This window comes from Sutterella faecalis (assembly GCF_006337085.1).
Classification (GTDB): domain Bacteria; phylum Pseudomonadota; class Gammaproteobacteria; order Burkholderiales; family Burkholderiaceae_F; genus Sutterella; species Sutterella faecalis.
This window is the reverse complement of record NZ_CP040882.1, coordinates 2,813,476-2,830,923: the sequence shown is the minus strand read 5'-3', so window position 1 is coordinate 2,830,923 and position 17,448 is coordinate 2,813,476. Positions and strand designations below refer to the sequence as shown.

The following is a 17,448-nucleotide window of genomic DNA, read 5'->3' as shown; positions in this document are numbered from 1 at the left end:
GCATGATTCAATACCTCCGCAGGGCCGTGAAGCGCGCCGGAGGGATTTCCAGAAAGGTGACGTTCACAGCCCACAGGGGCGCCCCGGATCAGCTCATCATGCTCCGCGGCCACAGCTTCTTTGCCGAGGTCAAGGCGCCGGGATGCAAGCCCTCGCCTATCCAGCTCATCGAGCATCAGACGCTCCGGACCGACGGCGGCTTTGCTGTATACGTCGTGGACTCCGAGCGCGCCATCGACCGGATGCTGCTCGCCGAAGGAGCGTCGCCGTTCTCCGGGAGGGGCGCGCCGTGAAGTTCACCCCAAGGCCGTATCAGGACATGATCATCCGGCACATCATAGGCACCCCGCGCGCCATGGTGTGGGCCGGAATGGGCATGGGAAAGACCGCCTCCGCGCTCTTCGCCCTCGATCTTCTGAAGCGCCTGGGCGAGGATGCTTTCCCGGCGCTCATTCTGGCTCCGCTCCGAGTCGCGCAGACGACGTGGCCGGACGAGTGCCACAAATGGTCGAATCTCGAGGTCAAGGTTCAGCCGGTGGTCGGAAGCGCAAAGGAAAGGCGCATCGCGCTCAAGATGCCCGCTGACGCATACGCGATGAACTACGAGAATCTCCCCTGGCTTGAAAAGGAGCTCGGGGCTGATTGGCCCTTCAAGACCGTGATTGCCGACGAGTCGACGAAGCTCAAGAGCTTCAGGCTAGGAGGAGGCGGCGGCATGCGGGCGAAGTGTCTCGCTCACGTTGCTTTCACAAAAGTGAAGCGCTTCGTAGGCTTGACCGGTACCCCGGCCCCCAACGGCCTCGAAGACCTCTGGGGCCAGTACTACTTCGTTGATCGAGGTGTGCGCCTTGGCCGCTCCTTCTCGGCATTCCACTCCGCGTACTTCACGGAGCGCAGAGTAGGAGCGGATCCGCACGCCGTCCAGTGGGAGCCGACGCCCAAAGCGCGAGGAGAGATCGAGCGCGCCGTTGCCGACGTGACGGTCAGCCTCGACGCGGGGGACTTCTTCGATATCGAGAAGCCGATCGAAAACACGATCTACGTCGATCTGCCGCCGGCGGCCCGCAAAGTCTATGACGGGCTTCAAAGGCATATGGTCGCGGAACTCTCTTCCGGAAAGGAGCTCACGGTCTTTTCAGCCGCTGCTCTCTCGGTGAAGTGTCTCCAGTGCGCATCCGGCGCGGTCTACACCGATGAGGAAGGCACCTGGGAAGAAGTCCACGATCAAAAGCTCCGTGCGCTTGAAGAGGTCGTCGAGGAAGCTGCCGGCATGCCTGTACTCGTCGCATACCATTTCAAGAGCGATCTTGAACGGCTTCTCAAGCGCTTCCCGCAGGGACGGCACCTCGACAAGGACCCGCAGACCATTCGTGACTGGAACGCCGGGCGGATTCCGATCCTCTTCGCGCATCCGGCCTCCGCCGGGCACGGGCTCAACCTGCAGGACGGCGGAAACATCCTGGTCTTTTTCTCGCAGTGGTGGAACCTCGAACAGTTTCAGCAGATCTGTGAGCGCATAGGCCCTACAAGACAGGCGCAGGCCGGGCATCCACGCCCGGTTTTCATTCACTACATCGTCGCCAGAGACACCGCCGATGAGGCTGTCATTCTCCGGCGACAGAAGAAAAGCACCGTTCAGGCGGCGCTTTTGGAAAGCGTAAAGGGAAAAAGTAATGCCCGTCAGTAAGAAACCGAGAAATCAAGAGATTGGAAAATTCAAGGAACAACCTGAGGAAGCAAAATGAAGATCGACATCTTTGACACGACCGTGCCGGACTACTCTATACTCGACAAGAAGAGCCTCATGGAAAGCCTCGGCTATGAATCCGAAACCAGTCTGCGTAATGCGGTCGACTCTGGATTCATTCCGCCGTCAATGGACTACGGCGGACGCAATGGCGCAGGCCGTTGGACTGTCGGCATGATCCGCAAGTGGTTCACGCTGAAAGGTGAAAAGGCCGTCCTTGACGCCCTCCGTCACCTGAACTACGTGAGCAAGAAGAGCATCTCTCAAAAGAGTCTTCCCCGCCTCGGCGGGGGTGTTTCGGACGCCTTTCCCGCTGAATAATGCTCGCCGTGGGACAGTCTGTGGGACAAAACAACTGACTACCCTAAAATGCCCTGCGACACAGCACACAGAGACTTCCGCTTCTGATTCACGCCTTCAGGCATCCGGACCCGCTGTCGAATGTCCGGACGCGCCTGAAGTCGAGTGAACCCTAAAAAATACCGCCGGTTCCTGCATTGCAGAAATCGGCGGTTTTTTTGGCGGCTCGTCCGGTTACTTTGATTTCGGCAGAGACGCCTGAGCACCCCGGGAAGTGTCGACAATCTTCATTGCGGACGCAATCAGCGTGCTCATGTCGGACATGTTCCCCGGAACAATCAGCGTGTTGTTCGTGCGCGCAAGCTCGCTGAACGCCGCGACATACTTTTCAGCCACCTGAAGGTTGACCGCCGTGAGGCCGCCTTCCTTCTGCGTTGCTGCAGCGATGCGCTCAAGCGCCTCTGCAGTGGCGTTGGCGAGCGCAATCGTTGCGGCTGCCTGACCTTCGGCCTTGTTGATCTCCGCCTGCTTTTCGCCCTCGGACTGAGCAATCGCCGCCTCTCTCGCGCCCGTAGCCAGATTGATCTGCTCGAGCTTGCGGCCTTCCGAAGCCGCGACCACGGCGCGCTTTTCGCGCTCAGCCGTAATCTGCTGCTGCATGGCCTGAAGGATCACTGCGGGCGGCGTCAAATCCTTGATTTCATATCGAAGCACCTTGACGCCCCAGTTGAGCGCAGCTTCATCGATCGAGGACACAACGGACTTATTGATGAGATCGCGCTCTTCAAAAGTCTTGTCGAGCTCCATCTTGCCGATCACGCTTCTGAGCGTCGTCTGCGCGAGCTGCGTAATGGCGATGATGTAGTTGGAGGTGCCGTAGCTTGCCCTCTGGGGATCGGTCACCTGAAAGAAGAGCACGCCGTCGACCGTGAGCTGGGTGTTGTCGCGCGTAATGCAGACCTGACTCGGCGTATCGAGCGGAATTTCCTTCAGGGAATGACGATAGGCAACCCGATCGACGAACGGGATGATGAAATTCAGGCCGGGCGAGAGCACTGCATGGAATTTGCCGAGACGCTCAACCACCCATGCGGTCTGCTGAGGCACGACCTTAATGCCCTGACTTGCGAAGAGAATGGCAAGCAGGACGAGAACAAGCGTGAAGATGAAGAAGCCGCTCACAGGAAAGTCAATCAGCATGATGGCGCAGGAAGTAAAGAAAAATTTGAAAAGGAGAGGTTTCTCGGCTAAGAGCCGCGTCGAAAGTCAGTCAGCCGCCGCGTCGTTCTCCGAGAACGAGCTGCGTGCCGTCAACGCTCTCAATCGTCCAGACGCCGGGCGTAAGGTTCGAAGCTGAACCGGGACGCGCGATCCACGTGGCTCCCCGGTAGGTAACGACTGCAAGACCGTCGGAGCCGACGGAAGCGACGCGCACGAGCCGCCCTTCATCGAGATTCTGCAGCCGCATGGAATCATCCTTTCTGCCGGAGACTTTCTTTTTGTAAATAAGGACGGCCACGCAGCCGAGCGCAACAGCTGCGGCGCAAGCCAGAATCTGTCCGGAAAAATCAAGTCCCGCCCAGGCAGCTATTGCCCCTGCAGCAAGACCCAGGCTCACAGCCAGCAGATATGCCGTTGTGAGGAAGAGCTCTATGGCGAGCACCAGCGCTGCCGCGATGAACCAGGCAATCGTTGGAGAAATTGATATCACTGAGGACTCCTTGATTCCGCTTCGGGGAGAAAAGAAAAAAGTTTTCCCGAGGATCTCATTATGCGATTCAGTCTATCACGTGCCCGGGCAGCACCCGGAGAGAGACTTCTCAGCAGCACCGGCCCAAGTTGCAAGCAAATTTCACAAACTTCGTGGTGATGCGAAGCGCATAAAAAAAACCTCTCCGGACACTGAGCCCGAAGAGGTTTTTTGAGTGCCGAAGCGTTGGGGCAGCTCTTCAGAAAAGCAGCCCCTCAAGCTTCATCAGCAGCGGCCGGAGGCGAGACGGCGCCAGGTATCGACGACCGTGTCGGGATTGAGCGAAATGGACTCAATGCCCTCATCCATCAGCCACTTGGCGAGATCGGCGTGGTCGGACGGTCCCTGACCGCAGATGCCGACGTACTTGCCCTTGGCGCGGCAGGCGCGGATTGCCATCGAGAGCAGCGCCTTCACGGCATCGTTGCGTTCATCAAACGTGGCGGCAACAAGGCCGGAGTCGCGGTCGAGGCCGAGCGCGAGCTGCGTCATGTCGTTCGAACCGATCGAGAAGCCGTCGAAGTATTCGAGGAACTGGTCGGCCAGGAGCGCGTTGCTCGGGATTTCGCACATCATGTTGAGGCGAAGGCCGTTCACGCCGCGCTTGAGGCCGTGGCTTTCCATGATTTCCGTCACGCGGCGGGCTTCATCAACCGTACGCACGAAAGGAATCATGAGCTCGACGTTCGTCAGACCCATCTCATCGCGCACGAACTTCATCGCGCGGCATTCCATCGCGAAGCATTCGGCAAACTGATTGGCGATGTAGCGCGAGGCGCCGCGGAAGCCGAGCATCGGATTTTCTTCCACGGGTTCGTAATTGACGCCGCCGATCAGCTTTCTGTACTCGTTGCTCTTGAAGTCGGAGAGACGAACGATGACCTTCTTCGGATAGAAGGCGGCGGCAATGGTCGCAACGCCTTCGGCAATCTTGCGCTCGTAGAACGCCTTGGCGGAAGGATAGCCCGCGGAGAGGCGCTCGACGGCGTCGCGGAGTTCGCCCGGAACGTTCGGGTACTCGAGCACGACCTTCGGATGGATGCCGATGTTGTTGTTGATGATGAACTCAAGACGGGCAAGGCCCACGCCCTTGTTCGGAATCGACTGGAAGTCGAAGGCGAGCTGCGGGTTGCCGACATTCATCATGATCTTGACGGGGATGTCGGGAAGCGCGCCGCGGGTGACTTCTTCGGTATTGATCTGAAGAAGCCCTTCGTAGATGTTGCCCGTATCGCCTTCAGCGCAGGAGACCGTGACCTTGTCGCCTTCCATGATGCGTTCGGTCGCGTCGCCGCAGCCGACAACCGCCGGAATGCCGAGTTCGCGCGCAATGATGGCGGCGTGGCAGGTGCGGCCGCCGCGGTTCGTGACGATGGCGCTTGCACGCTTCATCACCGGCTCCCAGTTGGGGTCGGTCATGTCGGTGACGAGCACGTCGCCCGGCTGCACGCGATCCATTTCAGCCGCGCTCTGAACGACGCGGACTTCGCCCTGGCCGATCTTCTGACCAATGGCGCGGCCCTGCGCAAGGAGACGCCCCTTGGAGCCGAGCGAATACTTGACCTGGACCTCAACGCTCTTCTGCTGCGACTTCACCGTTTCAGGACGCGCCTGAAGGATGTAGATCTTGCCGTCGGTACCGTCCTTGCCCCACTCAATGTCCATCGGGCGGCCGTAGTGCTTCTCGATGATGCGGGCGAACTTCGCGAGCTCGATCACGTCGTCGTCGGTGATCGCAAACTTGCGGCGGTCTTCAGGCGAAACATCGACCGTACGGACCGTGCGGCCCGTCGAGGCGTCGGTTTCGAATTCCATGCGGCTCAGCTTCGAGCCGAGCGACTTGCGGATGATCGGGAACTTGCCTTCGTCGAGCGTGGGCTTGAAGACGTAGAACTCGTCGGGGTTCACCGCGCCCTGCACGACCGTCTCGCCGAGGCCGTAGGAAGCGGTAATGAAGACCACCTTGTCGAAGCCCGATTCCGTATCGAGCGTGAACATCACGCCGGCAGCGCCCTTGTCGGAGCGGCACATGCGCTGAACGCCCGCGGAAAGCGCGACTTCAGCGTGCGTGAAGCCCTTGTGAACGCGGTACGAAATGGCACGGTCGTTGTAGAGGGAAGCGAAGACTTCCTTCATGTGACGGAGAACAGCATCAATGCCGTTCACATTGAGCACGGTTTCCTGCTGGCCGGCAAAAGAAGCGTCCGGAAGATCTTCCGCAGTGGCCGACGAGCGCACGGCGACGGAAATGTCGCGGCCGTCGCGCAGCCACTCGTAGAATTCGCGGATTTCCTTTTCGAGCTCAGCCGGGAAAGGCGCATTTTCGATCCAGCCGCGGATTTCCGCACCGGCAGCGGCAAGCGCCTTCACATCATCAACATTGAGCGTCTTGAGGCGTTCATGAATACGGTCCTCAAGACCGCCTTCGCGCAGGAAGAGGCGGAAGGCCTCAGCCGTCGTGGCGAAGCCGTCGGGAACGCGGATGCCGGCGCTCGTAAGCTGGCTGAGCAGCTCGCCGAGCGAGGCGTTCTTGCCGCCGACGCGATCAACGTCCGTCATGCGAAGCTGGCTGAAGGGGAAAACGTAGCGACCCTGTACCATTTTTATCCTCTGGATGGTCCCGCCCGTGGGCTTCAGGGCGGGGTCGAGTTTGGAAAAACAGGCGCATTCTAACCGCTTTAAGGGCTTTTCCATACCCGGAATTCCCTATAGACGTGCAGAGAGGCGTCGAAAGGCAGAATTTTTGACGCATTTGTGACAAAAACAACCCACTGCGGAAGCGTCTAAAATTCTCTTTTTTCCATTTCACCAGCGCTGCGGCCCCTTCTACTTTCTTGCGGCCGCGCCTTTTTCATAAAGTGCCAGGAGTTTCCACATGACCGATCAGGAACTCGATCCGCAGAAAGCCGAGAAGACCCGCCAGGTATTCATCGTGAGCGACGGCACGGCCATTACCGCCGAAACGCTTGCGCATTCGATCCTCACGCAGTTCCCTGATCTGCACTACCACCAGACGCGCATTCCCTTCGTCGACACGATGGAAAAAGCCATCGACACCGCGCGCCGCATCAATGCCGTTGAAAAAGAGGACGGTCTGAGGCCCATCATCTTCACGACCTTCGTTGAGCCCGAAATCATGAGAAGCTTCAACGAAATGGTTTCCGGCCACATCATCGACCTCTTCCGCAAGTTCGTGGGACCGCTCGAAACCGAGCTCGGCATGAAGAGCGCCCACAGCATTGGTCAGACCCACCGCATCCGCGACGACGAAAAATATCAGCGCCGAATTGCCGCCATCGACTACACCCTGCAGCACGACGACGGACAGACGAACCGCGGACTCGACGATGCCGACGTGATTCTGGTCGGCGTGTCGCGTTCCGGCAAAACGCCGACCTCGCTCTTCCTCGCCATGCAGTTCGGCATCAAGGTCGCCAACTATCCGCTCATTCCGGAGGATTTCGACCGCGGGTCGCTCCCGGAAGCGCTTCTTCCCCTTAGAAACAAGCTTTTCGGCCTTTCCATTGCGCCTGAAAGACTGTCCGAAATCCGCAACGAACGCCGCCCCGGCAGCCGCTACGCGAGCATCGAAAACTGCCGCATGGAAATCCGTGATGCCGAGGAGCTGATGCACCGCGAAGGCATCCGCTGGCTCAATTCGACCACCAAGTCGATTGAGGAAATTTCTGCAACGATCATGTCCGAGCTCGGTCTGGATCGCCAAAGAAAAGCGTGATGTCCGAAGGATCGGCATTCACCTGAAAGCCGCAAAGCCCGCCTTTCATCAGGCGGGCTTTGTGCTTTTTGAGAACGTCTCCCTTTGAGGAGTCGATGCGGTCAGGGGATCAATGTGAAGACCGCGAGCCCCAGGAAGATCACCGCTGAAATGCGGTTGAGCGCCTCCTGAAACCGCGGACTTCTCAGCCGGTCGGCAAGCGTTCCCGCACCCCAGGCGATGCCCAGGAAGACGATGAGCGTCGCCGCAATGAAGGTAACGCCCTGAATCACCATCTGAATGACGAGCCTCATTCCCGTAACCCCCTCCGGCACGAACTGCGGAAAAAAGGCAAGGAAGAAGATGAGCACCTTCGGGTTCGTGATGTTCATGATGACGCCGCGCCGCCAGAGAGCGAGGGGCGAGAGCGATACCGCTCCGCGCCCTTGAGCGCCGTCCTTTGCGTGCGTCCAGGCCATGAAGGCAAGGTAGAGGAGATAGGCGGCGCCGAGGCACTTGATGGCCCAGAAGAGCGCCGGAGCCGCAGCCACCACCGCCGCAAGTCCGAGTGCGGCAGCAATCGTCTGAAGAATCAGACCCGTGCAGAGTCCGAGCACCACGATGACGCCGGCGCGCACGCCGTGAACGGCCGACTGCGTAAGCACGAAGAGATTGTCAGGACCCGGAGCAATCGCGAGCAGAAAACTCGCGCCCGCAAAGGCAAGCCAGATCGAAAAAGACATCTTCCGGAACCTCCCCAAAAATCGTCAGACGAAAAAGGGCGCCATGGCGACCGGGCTCACGCCGTTGGGCCGCACCTTGAAGCCCGTCATCACAAACCTCAGCCACCGTCCGAGCACCCAGTTGATGACGAGATTTGCGTGCGCGTCGGCGTTGAAGTCTGCCGGCAGCTCGCGCGCCATCACGGCGTCGCGGTAGGTCTGCCTGATCCCCATTTCAAGCTTGTCGACGAGATGCGTCATGCGTTCGATGAGCCTCGGATCCTCCTTCATGAGGACCTGTCCGGTCATGACGCGCGCGAGTCCGCGATTTGCGTCCGCAAAGTCGAGGAGCACCGTCACCATCACCTGAATGCGGCCGGTTGCCTTGAGCGACTGATCCTCACGAATGCGCCCGAAGAGTTCGAGAAGACTCGTTTCGCAGAACTCAATCAGCGCATCGAACATCGCTCCCTTTGAGGGGAAGCTGCGGTAGAGCGCCGCCTCCGAAAGGTCAAGCTTCTTTGCAATCTGAGCCGTGGTGATGCGGTCGCAGTGCGGGTCCTCGAGGAGCTGCGCGAGCGTCTGCAGAATGTCGGCGCGGCGGTTCTTCTTCACGCGTCCGGATCTCGGCACGCGCACCGTCGGACGGTCGGCATTGCCCGGGGTCGAATTGGAAGCAGCATCAAAGATCGTGGTCATTGTTTGTAAGCGGTAACTATCAGAGGAACTGAACTCTAATCCAAGAATTCGTCTGCGGCAAACTCCGGCAGCACTAAAGAGCAGAAAAAACTTTTTAGAATCGCGTTTTCCCGATGGGGAAACTTATTTCTTGCCGCTCACGCCTTCTTCCATGACAGACCAACAGAACAGCCGCCTCTTTCTCCTGATTTTCCTCGCAGCACTCGCTGCGTTCGGCCCGTTCGTCACCGATTTCTACCTGCCTACGTTCCCGGAACAAACCCGGGACTTTGGTGCGGCGCCATCTGCCGTGCAGCTTGGCCTTTCAACAACAATGTGGGGACTCGCCATCGGACAGCTTCTCGTGGGCCCGCTTTCCGACCAGTCGGGAAGAAAGAAGCCGCTCGCCGGGTGTCTTCTCGTTTTTGCCGTCTCAACGGCTTTTGCCGCAGCGGCGCCGACGATTGAAATCTTTCTTGTCATGCGCTTTCTGGAAGGGCTCGGCGCCTCCGGCGCCATTGTGATGTCGCGCTCCGTTGCCGCAGACCGCTATACGGGGCGAGAGCTCGGGAGCTTCATGGGCGTCATGGGATCCATCCAGGGCATTGCGCCCGTAACTGCACCGCTCCTCGGCGCGCTCATTGCGGATTTTGCAGGCTGGCGAGGGATCTTCTGGCTTATGTTCGCGGCCGGCCTCGTGCTCCTTGCTCTCACGGTCTTTGCGCTTAAGGAAACCCTTCCCCGCAGACAAAATCTGAAAACGAAAGACCGTACGCCCGAAAGCGTACGCAAAAGCGCCTCCATCCTCTTTTCCGATCCGATATTCATTGCGATCGTCCTTCAGCAATTCCTTGCTTCCTGCGTCCTTTTCGGCCACATCTCATCCTCGCCATTCATCTTCCGCGAGCATTTCGGCCTCTCCCCCGAGCTCTATGGTCTCGCTTTCGGCGGCATGGCGCTTGCCATCACGGTGGGCGCCGCGGTCTCCGGTCGGCTGGCGAGCCCCCTGAAGGCAATCTTCCTCGGTGCAGCCGGGATACTTTTCTCCAGCCTTCTTCTCGCACTCGGCTTTGCACTTCAAGCCTCCATTTTTCCAACCATCCTCTGCTACGTTCTCGTGCTGGCTTCGCTCGGCCTGACGCTCCCTGCAGCCATGACCGCAGCGCTCACGCTGCATCGCGCCCGGGCGGGCTTTGCCGCTGCAATTCTCGGATCCGTCACTTTTGTCGGCGGAGGCATCATCGCGCCGTTTACTGCGATGGCTGACGCACGGCTCTGCGTCTCCATCATCTTTCTGTCCTCGGGCTTGCTCCTCGTTCTTCTCTCCCTGTGGCTCAGCCGCCGCATGAGGCTCGAGAATGCTCAGGGCAACGCCATTCAATTGGATGAATAACCCGGCGCCGCTTTCGCCGGGCTCCCGGGGCATAGAATTTCAGAATTCCTCTTTGTTCGATAGTCTCCGGTCATGCTTGAAGCATTCCTCAAATCCATCAACTGCGTCATCATCATGGGGCTCCTCGCCGGAGCGGGGTACTGGACAGCCTCGAAGGGCTGGTACGACCAGACGGCGACGCAGCTGATTGCCCGGCTGGTCACCTTCCTCTCGCTTCCCTGCTACCTTTTTGCAAGCGTCTCGGAGCGCCTCACGCACGACGAGCTGATTTCGCTCGCCGGCCCCATGGTGATTCCCTTCATCTCCATGTGGTTCGTCTTCTTTACTAGCCGCCTCGTCGTCCGCATGGGACACGTGACGAACACGCATTCCGGAATCTTCTCCTCGGCCTATACCGCCTCGAACAACATGTTCATCGGACTGCCGGTTTCCATCGCGCTCTTCGGCGAGGAAGCCGTCATCCCGACGCTCCTCTATTTCTTCGCGAACACGACCTTCTTCTGGACAATGGGGAACTATCTTGAGGCCATGGACGGCGTGAAGAGCGAACACCGGGAAGCCCCGAAGGTGCTTTCGCTCGCTACCGTGAAACGCGTCTTTTCGCCGCCACTCTGCGGGTTCCTCCTTGCCATCATCCTGCTCCTTCTGGACCTCAAGTTCCCCGAGCCCGTGATGGCGGCAGCGAAATACATGGGCGGCATCACGACGCCTCTCGCGCTCATCTTCATCGGCCTCATGATCCATACAATCGGGATCCGCAACATCAGGTTCTCCAAGGACCTGATGCTCGTCCTCTTCGGGCGCTTCCTCGTGAGTCCCCTGGTATGCCTCGGCCTCACGATGCTTCTGCCCGTACCGGAACTTTTCGCCAAGGTGTACGTGATTCAGGCAGCGCTTCCCTGCATCACGCAGATCGCCGTGCTTGCGCGCTATCACCACGCCGACGTGGAGTTTGCGACGACGTCCGTTGCCTCAACCACGCTTCTCGCTTCCATTGCCCTTCCCATCTGGATGATGATTCTTACGGCGATTCATTAAAGAAGGCCGCGCTCTTCGTCGAGCCGCTTCTGGAGTTCCCGCCAGGCGTCAAAGCGCTTTGCAACGCGGGCGAAGCGTTCGTCGAGCGCGCTTTTGTGCGCCCGAAGCTCTGCAATGTCCTCCGGATCAGCTTCGATTTCCTCGAGGAATTCCGCTTCGCGCGCTGCCTCGTCGCGCGCCCGGACAAGGCTTTCTAGCGTCTTCTCGAATTCGCTTTCGGTCAGAGATTCGAGCGGAGCGTCGAGCGCTCTCAGCGCCGGCTGCGGGTCCTTTTCGTCCGCTCCTTTCGGCTCCAGGTTCTCGGCCGGCGAAAGAAACGGGAGCTCCGTCTCGGGCCCGCTCCCCGGTGCGGGCCGGCGGAATCGCTCAAGTGCCGCAGCGATTTCGTCGGGAAGCGCCTGGGGCAGCGCGCCGGCGCTTTCTCCCGGACCTTCAGACGCTTTATTTCCCTTCTCTTCAAAAGGCTTCAGATCAAGCGAAAAGGAGAATTCCGCACTCCCGAGACAAAGCGGCCCCTCTGCGGCCGAGAGCCGGAGCTCCCTTCCGGTAGCGCGGTCGCGCAGGATGACATGGCCCTCAGGGATGATGACGTCGTAGGTTGTCATAGAGCGAATGAAGCTTGTAAGACGGACTTAATTGGGAAAGATTAACATTGCCCGAAACAACCCGAAATTTTCCGCCAGCTCTTTTCAAGTCAGGTGAATTCAGAATGTTTACCTTCATTACGATTGTTCTCGCCCTGATCTGGGCGGTTGCGTCCTTCATCCTTCTCTTCAAGGTCTGGGACAATATCGGCCCCGCCGTTCTCTCCATGTCGGGCGGCAGTCACGCAGTACAGCTCCTTGCCATGGCGATCGTCTTTCTCGCCATCTGGGGCATCCCCGGCTGGATCTACATGAAGATTTTTGGATGAGCTCTGCCTCTCTCTCAAAAAGGCCGTCCGACGGGAATTCGATTCTCCGGGCGGCTTTTCTCTTTTTGAGAGGCCGTTAGCTGGAATCCACCAATTTTACCGGGGTGGTTCCTTTGTTCAGCTCTCTGATCCGTGGACTGAGCGAATGGATCAGGGCTGTCAGCGCCGTAACGGTCAGCAGCTCTTGCTCAATTTCTTCCTCTGCCCCGCTTTGGGAACAAAGTCTGAAATGGCCCGGGCTGCCGCTCTAAAAGCGCTTGTATTTCCCGGCGTGCTTCCTGGCTGGCTGAAGAAGCGATCATTACGTGCGCTGCTCTCTCATCCATACGCACTCTCAGTTCCTCATGCCTGCTTCGGATCGCATGACCGCCGGGATTGACGGTTTCTTACTGCATATCCGGCGGTTTCCCGGTCTTCAGTATTGTTTTTTCATTCATTTTGGTTTCCGGCTTCTGCTTAAAAACTTAGAGTCAGGCGCTTCACTTCGCAACGCCAGCCTTCTTCACCTTCTTTCTGGATTTATGAGGATCCTCGAGCGGCTCCACGCCTCTTAAGCGGCAGCACTCCTCATACTCCCGGCGGGAAAGCTCCCAGGCCTGTTCCTTCGTCATCTTCCCGGGCCAGGTTCCTCTTCCCACTCGGAGAAGCAAGGTAAGCGCTGCTGCATGGTCTGATTGGTAGACAGCACCGCAATGTCTGCACTTGAATTTGTCGCCATTTCTGTTCTCCCGGTGAGCCAGTAGGCATTCCGGGCATGTTTGGCTCGAATAGGAACTCGCTACCTTCACAAGCTTCACCTGGCGTTCGGCCGCCTTGAAGGCAAGCCGTTCGCCGATGATGCCCCGGACCCAACCCGACAGCAGGCGCTTCACGCGTTTAGGACATTTTTTATCCTGAAGGAAATTAGCGCTCAGCTCCTCGACGATGTATGCATCAGCCGGTGCCTTCTTGAACATTTCGTTCAGGGCATGATTGATGCAGCATCGGATCTGAGCCTTCATCCGGGCTTTGAGCGCATCAAAACGATCGCTTCCCAGATTGAATCGCAGAATGTTGCGGCGCTTGCGCTTGCTTGTCGTGTTCCGGGCGAGCGACTGCAGTCGATTCCTTGCCGTGAGTTTCCGGTTGAGCGTCTCAGCAAACTTCGAGAGCAGCTCCCCGAGGTTTTCCCCGTAGTGATTCCCTTCATCGTCCGTGAAGACTTCTGTAAGGCCCATGTCGAATCTCTGGACCACCCACGTTTGTCAAGCTCCAAGTACGGTAACGCGCGAGCTCAGGAGCGAAGCTGCGGGCAGTGAGTTAGTCGAGCGCCTTATAGCGGCAGCTGGCGGCATTGCTGGCCTGGTGCCTTCAGGCACTGAGCCTATTCCTGTCAAGCGGTCGTGGAATAGCGAGCACGGCCTTCAGGCCGAGCGGAGCATATGCCTGAACTTCCAGCCGTTTATTACTCTCGCGACTTCGGACGGTCAGTCAGCGGCTTAAAAAGGTCATGAGTTCCTCCATGGTCTTACCGCTTCGAGCCATGGCTTCCGCAATCACTTCGGCCTGCCGCAGCGTCTTTTCCTTGTTGAGTTCGATGAGCTTTACCCCGAGCTTCTCGTAACGTGTTTTGACCTTCAGCAACCGCTGCTGAGTCAGTTTGATCTGCTTCTCAATCGAAGCCAGCGACTTACGCTTCGGCATCTTCATTCTCCTCCTCGCCAATCGGTTCCAGATCCTCGACGTCCTCCATGCTGTCTTTCTTTCCGGCAAGCGCGGCAGAGATGGCGGCGGCCTGCGACATAACCTTGTCCTTCGTCATGCCAAAGGATTTCAGGATGATTTCCTGCGTCCTCGTGATTGCGTGGTCAAGCTGATATCTGCCGTCATTGATTCTCACCAGCTCGATTGTCTCCAGTTCCCGGATCGCCGCAGGAACCGTCATGTAGTTCCTCTTTGTCGGCAGGCGGAGCATCTCATCCTTCAGGAGGTTGTAGAGCCTCTGTCGAATAATGAGAGCAATAAATTCAATAAAAATCTTGGCTCTTACGGCTTCTGCGGAGTGTACCCGCATGCTCTTGCTGCCCAGGAATGATTTGTCTGCGCTGAAGAGCTTCTCTGAGGCGTCGCGGCCTCGGTACTGCAGATAAGCGTCTCTGGCGCTCATTTTCTCGGAGGTAATGATGCAGAAATATCCGCATCTCGAATAAGCATGCTCGATGATGCTCTTCTTCTCTTCGGCAAAAAGGAAGCGGCCTTTTTCGTCGTAGTGACACTGGAAGTAATCTGTATGCGGGGATCCGAACTCCACTTCACGGCCGACCCACTGGTCGAAGTTCTTCTGCATCTGCGTCAGCGCGTTTTCTATATCGCGCCGCTCCGTCGCCATCTTCATGGGGTTAAAGAAGACATGAAAGTAGCGCTCCCGTGAGTCTTCCGGAAAAATCTTCATTTTTTCCGTTGTGCCGCTGATGCAATGCTCGCGCAGGGAGGCGTCGACGCGATTTTCGAAAGTGCCGTGGAGCCTGTCGACCAATTCGGCCACAAGTGCCTTGCAGCCCTTAACCATCATGATGAACTCAAAGTTATTCGCATCCATGTAGTCGATGTTGATCTTGCAGAAATAACCTCGGTCGATGATGAAGCCAATACGCTTGTAGTTGTACGCAATTGCCTTGTCTACAAGGAATTTGAACTGACTGACGTCATTAATGGAGCCAGGGTAGCATTCATAGAACAACGGCACCTGATTGGTTTTGTCGTAGGCGACGGCAAGATTAAAAATCGGGCATCCCTGATCGACTTTGGCCTTGCCGAATTCAACAAAATCAACATCTCCCGCCTGGCAGTTCTTATTAGTTGAATCATAGGAAATGTAGATCCGTGAGCGATGATCGCGCTTTGCGTTCCAGTCGTTCAGAAAGCCTGAAATTTGGTCCGGGCTGACGTTGGCGAGGAAGCTCGAGATGGCGGCGTCGCTCGCAATCCGCATGTCTTTCGAGAAGAGCGGATGTCGATATGCGTAGTCCGGGTAGTACTGCCCTTGATTCCTTTCCTCAATGATCATGTAGGCGGCCAGATCCAGCACCAGCCCAGCTCGATCAAGGAAATGCTTCTGGAGCATTTTGCCGAGGCCGTACGTCTGCACGATGTTTGCTATGACGATGTAGCTGCCGGCCATCAGCGTGCTGCAGCGCCTGGCGCTCTCCCGGACTTCTGGGAGAACGGCATCAGGGAAAAAGACCAGGAAATTTTCATTCGGAACCATGGTCTCGGTTTCACCAACGCATTTTCCGATTAGCACACGCTTGGGCACCGTGTGCTTCTTTTTCGGGTCGTAGCTGCGCTCCAGAACGTAGTGGATGTACGTTCCGCTCTTAGTGCCTTGCCGACTGATTTTTCCTTTGAGCCTGGGTATCGGGACCGTGAAATTCAGGAACATTCGAAGTTAAATTGCGAGAGTAATATATTACTCTCGAGTGTACAAGAAAAGCGCCGGCGACGCAATGAAATTTTTTAAGTTTTTTCGGTAGTAATGATCAAAATCCTGCTGGATCTTGAACGAGAGTCATGCGGTTCTGGAAGTTGAGGATATGCCGCGTAAGCCGCTTTACAGGACCTCCGCCGATACAATGTCGCTATGTGCGAATGCGACAAGCGAAGCGCAGCCCGCATTCGGACTTAGCGACCCTACATCGGCTAATCCGTGTTATGTCATTTTGGTTGTTGCCGGCAGTATTCCAGTCCCAGTAATCACGCATCAACGAGAGAGGCCGCTTCCGTTAATCTCTCAGGCCTGTCGGCATGCTTGCATGCCATGGCCAAAATGAACTCATCAGAAGTCTTGTCCTTGCCAATAAAAAGCCACATGCATCAAGTGCAATTCGACATGAATAGCTGTCGGACAAGCCTTACAGAAAAGGGTTTCTCATTTCACGCGATTAGTTATGGAATTGCCGATGCCTCATGCTGCAGCGGCAGCCTCATTGCTGGGTTGAACGGCCATCGCCGCCAGCACCGAGCGGGGGACGCCCGCTCTGTGGATGTCGAACTTTTTGCCGTAGGTGAGCACCGCCCATGCGATCCGGATGAGTTTCGCCGCCAGCGACACCATGATCTTGCCGTAGGGCTTCCTCACCGCCAGCTGCTTGTCAATCCACTTTGTGAGCTGGCAGTCGGGCAGCTGCCTCTTGCAGTACTGCATGTAGATGCAGGCCGCACCCTGCATCAGCAGGGATCTCAGCAATTTGTCGCCGCGGCGGCTGATTCGCCCCTGGCCCTTGCTGCTCAGGTCGGGAGCAGAGCTCTTCTTTTGTCTGGGCTTATTCACATGCCCCGTAATGTAATTTTTCGGCACGCATCCGATGTAGGCAACAAGCGAGCGTGACGTTTCAAACCGTTTTACATCGCCGACAACCGTAATGAAGCGGGCGGCGATCTGAGTGCCGACGCCCATGACGCTCTTCAGCAGCCTGCCGTTGGCATTGGCGCTGACCAGTGCTTCAAGGTCCTTGTCGAGCTGATGAATTTGATCATCGAGCGTCTTCACGCGGTCAAGCATCGTCGTCAGAGCAGAGACAGCTGCGTCGCCCATCATGTCTGCCTTAGCTTCCACGGCTTCACGCATCTTTTTGAGATTGCGCCTGCCGGCAGGCATGTGGATTCCCCAGGTCTGGGCAAAGCCCTTGAAGCTGACGAGCGTCTTCGTACGTTGTCCGATCAGCTGCTGACGCACGCCCTGCACCGTCATAATGCGGCATTCTTCGAGAGATTTCGCGCGAATAGGCCGAAGATCCGGATCGGCCGTCAGCCGGGCAAGCGCGAGCGCATCGTTGATGTCGGTTTTCTGGCCCGACATATGCGTGTCGATCCACATCTTGACGACTTTGCCGTTGATAACGCGCATCTCATGGCCGCGAGCCTCGAGCTCAAGGGCAAGCTGCGAGTAGCCGCAGCACGGTTCAACTGCAAACAGCGTCGGGGAGAGCTTGTCGGCAAGCTCATAGAGCTCAGCATAAGTCACGCGGTCGATACAAATAATTTCTCCCTCGTTGAGCGTCACCGCTGCCAAGGAAACGTCGTATTTGGCGAGGTCCAGCCCGATCGCGGAATATTCGATGGAAACATCAAGCGTCGTTTGCGTATGCTTCTTTGTCATGGCATGGCCTCCTGCGGTATTAGAGGTAGATACACCTATTGTCGCGCCCATTCGC

17 protein-coding genes are annotated in these 17,448 nt (G+C 57.5%); 7 read left to right on the top strand and 10 right to left on the bottom strand.

Annotation, left to right across the window (positions count from 1 at the left end; all coding sequences use genetic code 11):
* Positions 1-2 precede the first annotated feature (2 nt).
* The 3 genes from FG381_RS11770 to FG381_RS11760 are packed head-to-tail and all read left to right on the top strand — an operon-like array spanning position 3 to position 2,068.
* Positions 3-293 (top strand): VRR-NUC domain-containing protein, encoded by a 291-nt coding sequence (locus FG381_RS11770; protein ID WP_174857871.1) that lies wholly within the window; start codon positions 3-5, stop codon positions 291-293.
* Entirely contained in the window at positions 290-1,687 is a 1,398-nt protein-coding gene (locus FG381_RS11765) for a DEAD/DEAH box helicase (protein WP_228025636.1), read from the top strand. Before FG381_RS11770 ends, FG381_RS11765 begins: the two co-directional genes overlap by 4 nt.
* Before the next feature lie 54 nt (positions 1,688-1,741).
* The gene (locus FG381_RS11760; protein ID WP_139688962.1) at positions 1,742-2,068 is read left to right on the top strand and encodes a hypothetical protein; all 327 of its coding nucleotides are present in this window, start codon (positions 1,742-1,744) and stop codon (positions 2,066-2,068) included.
* A 213-nt stretch (positions 2,069-2,281) separates the two neighbouring features.
* Here the strand turns inward: FG381_RS11760 and FG381_RS11755 are convergent, their stop codons facing one another.
* The 3 genes from FG381_RS11755 to ppsA all read right to left on the bottom strand — a co-directional run bounded on the left by FG381_RS11755 (position 2,282) and on the right by ppsA (position 6,398).
* On the bottom strand, positions 2,282-3,247 hold the full coding sequence (locus FG381_RS11755; protein ID WP_174857870.1) for an SPFH domain-containing protein: 966 nt from the start codon (positions 3,245-3,247) through the stop codon (positions 2,282-2,284).
* 70 nt (positions 3,248-3,317) lie between these two features.
* Complete coding sequence (locus tag FG381_RS11750) at positions 3,318-3,758, bottom strand: NfeD family protein (protein WP_139688961.1); 441 nt, start codon at positions 3,756-3,758, stop codon at positions 3,318-3,320.
* Between the two features lie 264 nt (positions 3,759-4,022).
* A complete protein-coding gene (ppsA, locus tag FG381_RS11745) occupies positions 4,023-6,398 on the bottom strand; it encodes a phosphoenolpyruvate synthase (RefSeq protein WP_139688960.1) in 2,376 nt (791 codons plus the stop codon).
* A gap of 274 nt (positions 6,399-6,672) precedes the next feature.
* Here ppsA and ppsR point away from each other — a divergent pair, with 274 nt between their 5' ends.
* Complete coding sequence (gene ppsR / locus FG381_RS11740) at positions 6,673-7,533, top strand: posphoenolpyruvate synthetase regulatory kinase/phosphorylase PpsR (RefSeq protein ID WP_139688959.1); 861 nt, start codon at positions 6,673-6,675, stop codon at positions 7,531-7,533.
* Between the two features lie 101 nt (positions 7,534-7,634).
* On the opposite strand, the gene FG381_RS11735 is transcribed toward ppsR, so the two are convergent.
* The gene (locus FG381_RS11735; protein ID WP_139688958.1) at positions 7,635-8,255 is read right to left on the bottom strand and encodes a LysE family translocator; all 621 of its coding nucleotides are present in this window, start codon (positions 8,253-8,255) and stop codon (positions 7,635-7,637) included.
* A gap of 24 nt (positions 8,256-8,279) precedes the next feature.
* Positions 8,280-8,933 (bottom strand): nucleoid occlusion factor SlmA, encoded by a 654-nt coding sequence (gene slmA, locus FG381_RS11730; protein ID WP_139688957.1) that lies wholly within the window; start codon positions 8,931-8,933, stop codon positions 8,280-8,282.
* A gap of 151 nt (positions 8,934-9,084) precedes the next feature.
* On the opposite strand from slmA, the gene FG381_RS11725 reads away from it, so the two are divergent.
* Entirely contained in the window at positions 9,085-10,305 is a 1,221-nt protein-coding gene (locus tag FG381_RS11725; protein ID WP_139688956.1) for a multidrug effflux MFS transporter, read from the top strand.
* 72 nt (positions 10,306-10,377) lie between these two features.
* Positions 10,378-11,343: an AEC family transporter gene (locus tag FG381_RS11720; RefSeq protein ID WP_139688955.1), complete on the top strand. Its 966-nt coding sequence runs from the start codon at positions 10,378-10,380 to the stop codon at positions 11,341-11,343.
* Here FG381_RS11720 and FG381_RS11715 read toward each other — a convergent pair.
* Complete coding sequence (locus FG381_RS11715; protein ID WP_139688954.1) at positions 11,340-11,948, bottom strand: hypothetical protein; 609 nt, start codon at positions 11,946-11,948, stop codon at positions 11,340-11,342. The two genes, FG381_RS11720 and FG381_RS11715, sit on opposite strands and share 4 nt — an antisense overlap.
* 104 nt (positions 11,949-12,052) lie before the next feature.
* Here FG381_RS11715 and FG381_RS11710 point away from each other — a divergent pair, with 104 nt between their 5' ends.
* Positions 12,053-12,256 carry a hypothetical protein gene (locus tag FG381_RS11710; protein ID WP_139688953.1) on the top strand — a complete coding sequence of 68 codons (204 nt, stop codon included), beginning with the start codon at positions 12,053-12,055 and terminating at the stop codon, positions 12,254-12,256.
* A gap of 479 nt (positions 12,257-12,735) precedes the next feature.
* Here the strand turns inward: FG381_RS11710 and FG381_RS11705 are convergent, their stop codons facing one another.
* The 4 genes from FG381_RS11705 to FG381_RS11690 form a co-directional block, all read right to left on the bottom strand.
* On the bottom strand, positions 12,736-13,473 hold the full coding sequence (locus tag FG381_RS11705) for a zinc ribbon domain-containing protein (RefSeq protein WP_139688952.1): 738 nt from the start codon (positions 13,471-13,473) through the stop codon (positions 12,736-12,738).
* Positions 13,474-13,726: 253 nt separating this feature from the next.
* Positions 13,727-13,939, bottom strand: a complete 213-nt coding sequence (locus FG381_RS11700) for a hypothetical protein (RefSeq protein WP_139686989.1) — start codon at positions 13,937-13,939, stop codon at positions 13,727-13,729.
* Positions 13,926-15,677 carry an IS1634 family transposase gene (locus FG381_RS12790; RefSeq protein WP_228025634.1) on the bottom strand — a complete coding sequence of 584 codons (1,752 nt, stop codon included), beginning with the start codon at positions 15,675-15,677 and terminating at the stop codon, positions 13,926-13,928. Before FG381_RS12790 ends, FG381_RS11700 begins: the two co-directional genes overlap by 14 nt.
* Before the next feature lie 522 nt (positions 15,678-16,199).
* Complete coding sequence (locus FG381_RS11690; protein ID WP_139686987.1) at positions 16,200-17,393, bottom strand: IS110 family RNA-guided transposase; 1,194 nt, start codon at positions 17,391-17,393, stop codon at positions 16,200-16,202.
* Positions 17,394-17,448: the final 55 nt, after the last annotated feature.

Coding starts and splice junctions, on each gene's coding strand:
- FG381_RS11770 (WP_174857871.1), top strand. CDS start 3: ATGATTCAATACCTCCGCAGGGCCGTGAAGCGCGCCGGAGGGATTTCC.
- FG381_RS11760 (WP_139688962.1), top strand. CDS start 1,742: ATGAAGATCGACATCTTTGACACGACCGTGCCGGACTACTCTATACTC.
- FG381_RS11755 (WP_174857870.1), bottom strand. CDS start 3,247: ATGCTGATTGACTTTCCTGTGAGCGGCTTCTTCATCTTCACGCTTGTT.
- ppsA (WP_139688960.1), bottom strand. CDS start 6,398: ATGGTACAGGGTCGCTACGTTTTCCCCTTCAGCCAGCTTCGCATGACG.
- ppsR (WP_139688959.1), top strand. CDS start 6,673: ATGACCGATCAGGAACTCGATCCGCAGAAAGCCGAGAAGACCCGCCAG.
- FG381_RS11735 (WP_139688958.1), bottom strand. CDS start 8,255: ATGTCTTTTTCGATCTGGCTTGCCTTTGCGGGCGCGAGTTTTCTGCTC.
- slmA (WP_139688957.1), bottom strand. CDS start 8,933: ATGACCACGATCTTTGATGCTGCTTCCAATTCGACCCCGGGCAATGCC.
- FG381_RS11725 (WP_139688956.1), top strand. CDS start 9,085: ATGACAGACCAACAGAACAGCCGCCTCTTTCTCCTGATTTTCCTCGCA.
- FG381_RS11720 (WP_139688955.1), top strand. CDS start 10,378: ATGCTTGAAGCATTCCTCAAATCCATCAACTGCGTCATCATCATGGGG.
- FG381_RS11715 (WP_139688954.1), bottom strand. CDS start 11,948: ATGACAACCTACGACGTCATCATCCCTGAGGGCCATGTCATCCTGCGC.
- FG381_RS11710 (WP_139688953.1), top strand. CDS start 12,053: ATGTTTACCTTCATTACGATTGTTCTCGCCCTGATCTGGGCGGTTGCG.
- FG381_RS11705 (WP_139688952.1), bottom strand. CDS start 13,473: ATGGGCCTTACAGAAGTCTTCACGGACGATGAAGGGAATCACTACGGG.
- FG381_RS11700 (WP_139686989.1), bottom strand. CDS start 13,939: ATGCCGAAGCGTAAGTCGCTGGCTTCGATTGAGAAGCAGATCAAACTG.
- FG381_RS12790 (WP_228025634.1), bottom strand. CDS start 15,677: ATGTTCCTGAATTTCACGGTCCCGATACCCAGGCTCAAAGGAAAAATC.
- FG381_RS11690 (WP_139686987.1), bottom strand. CDS start 17,393: ATGACAAAGAAGCATACGCAAACGACGCTTGATGTTTCCATCGAATAT.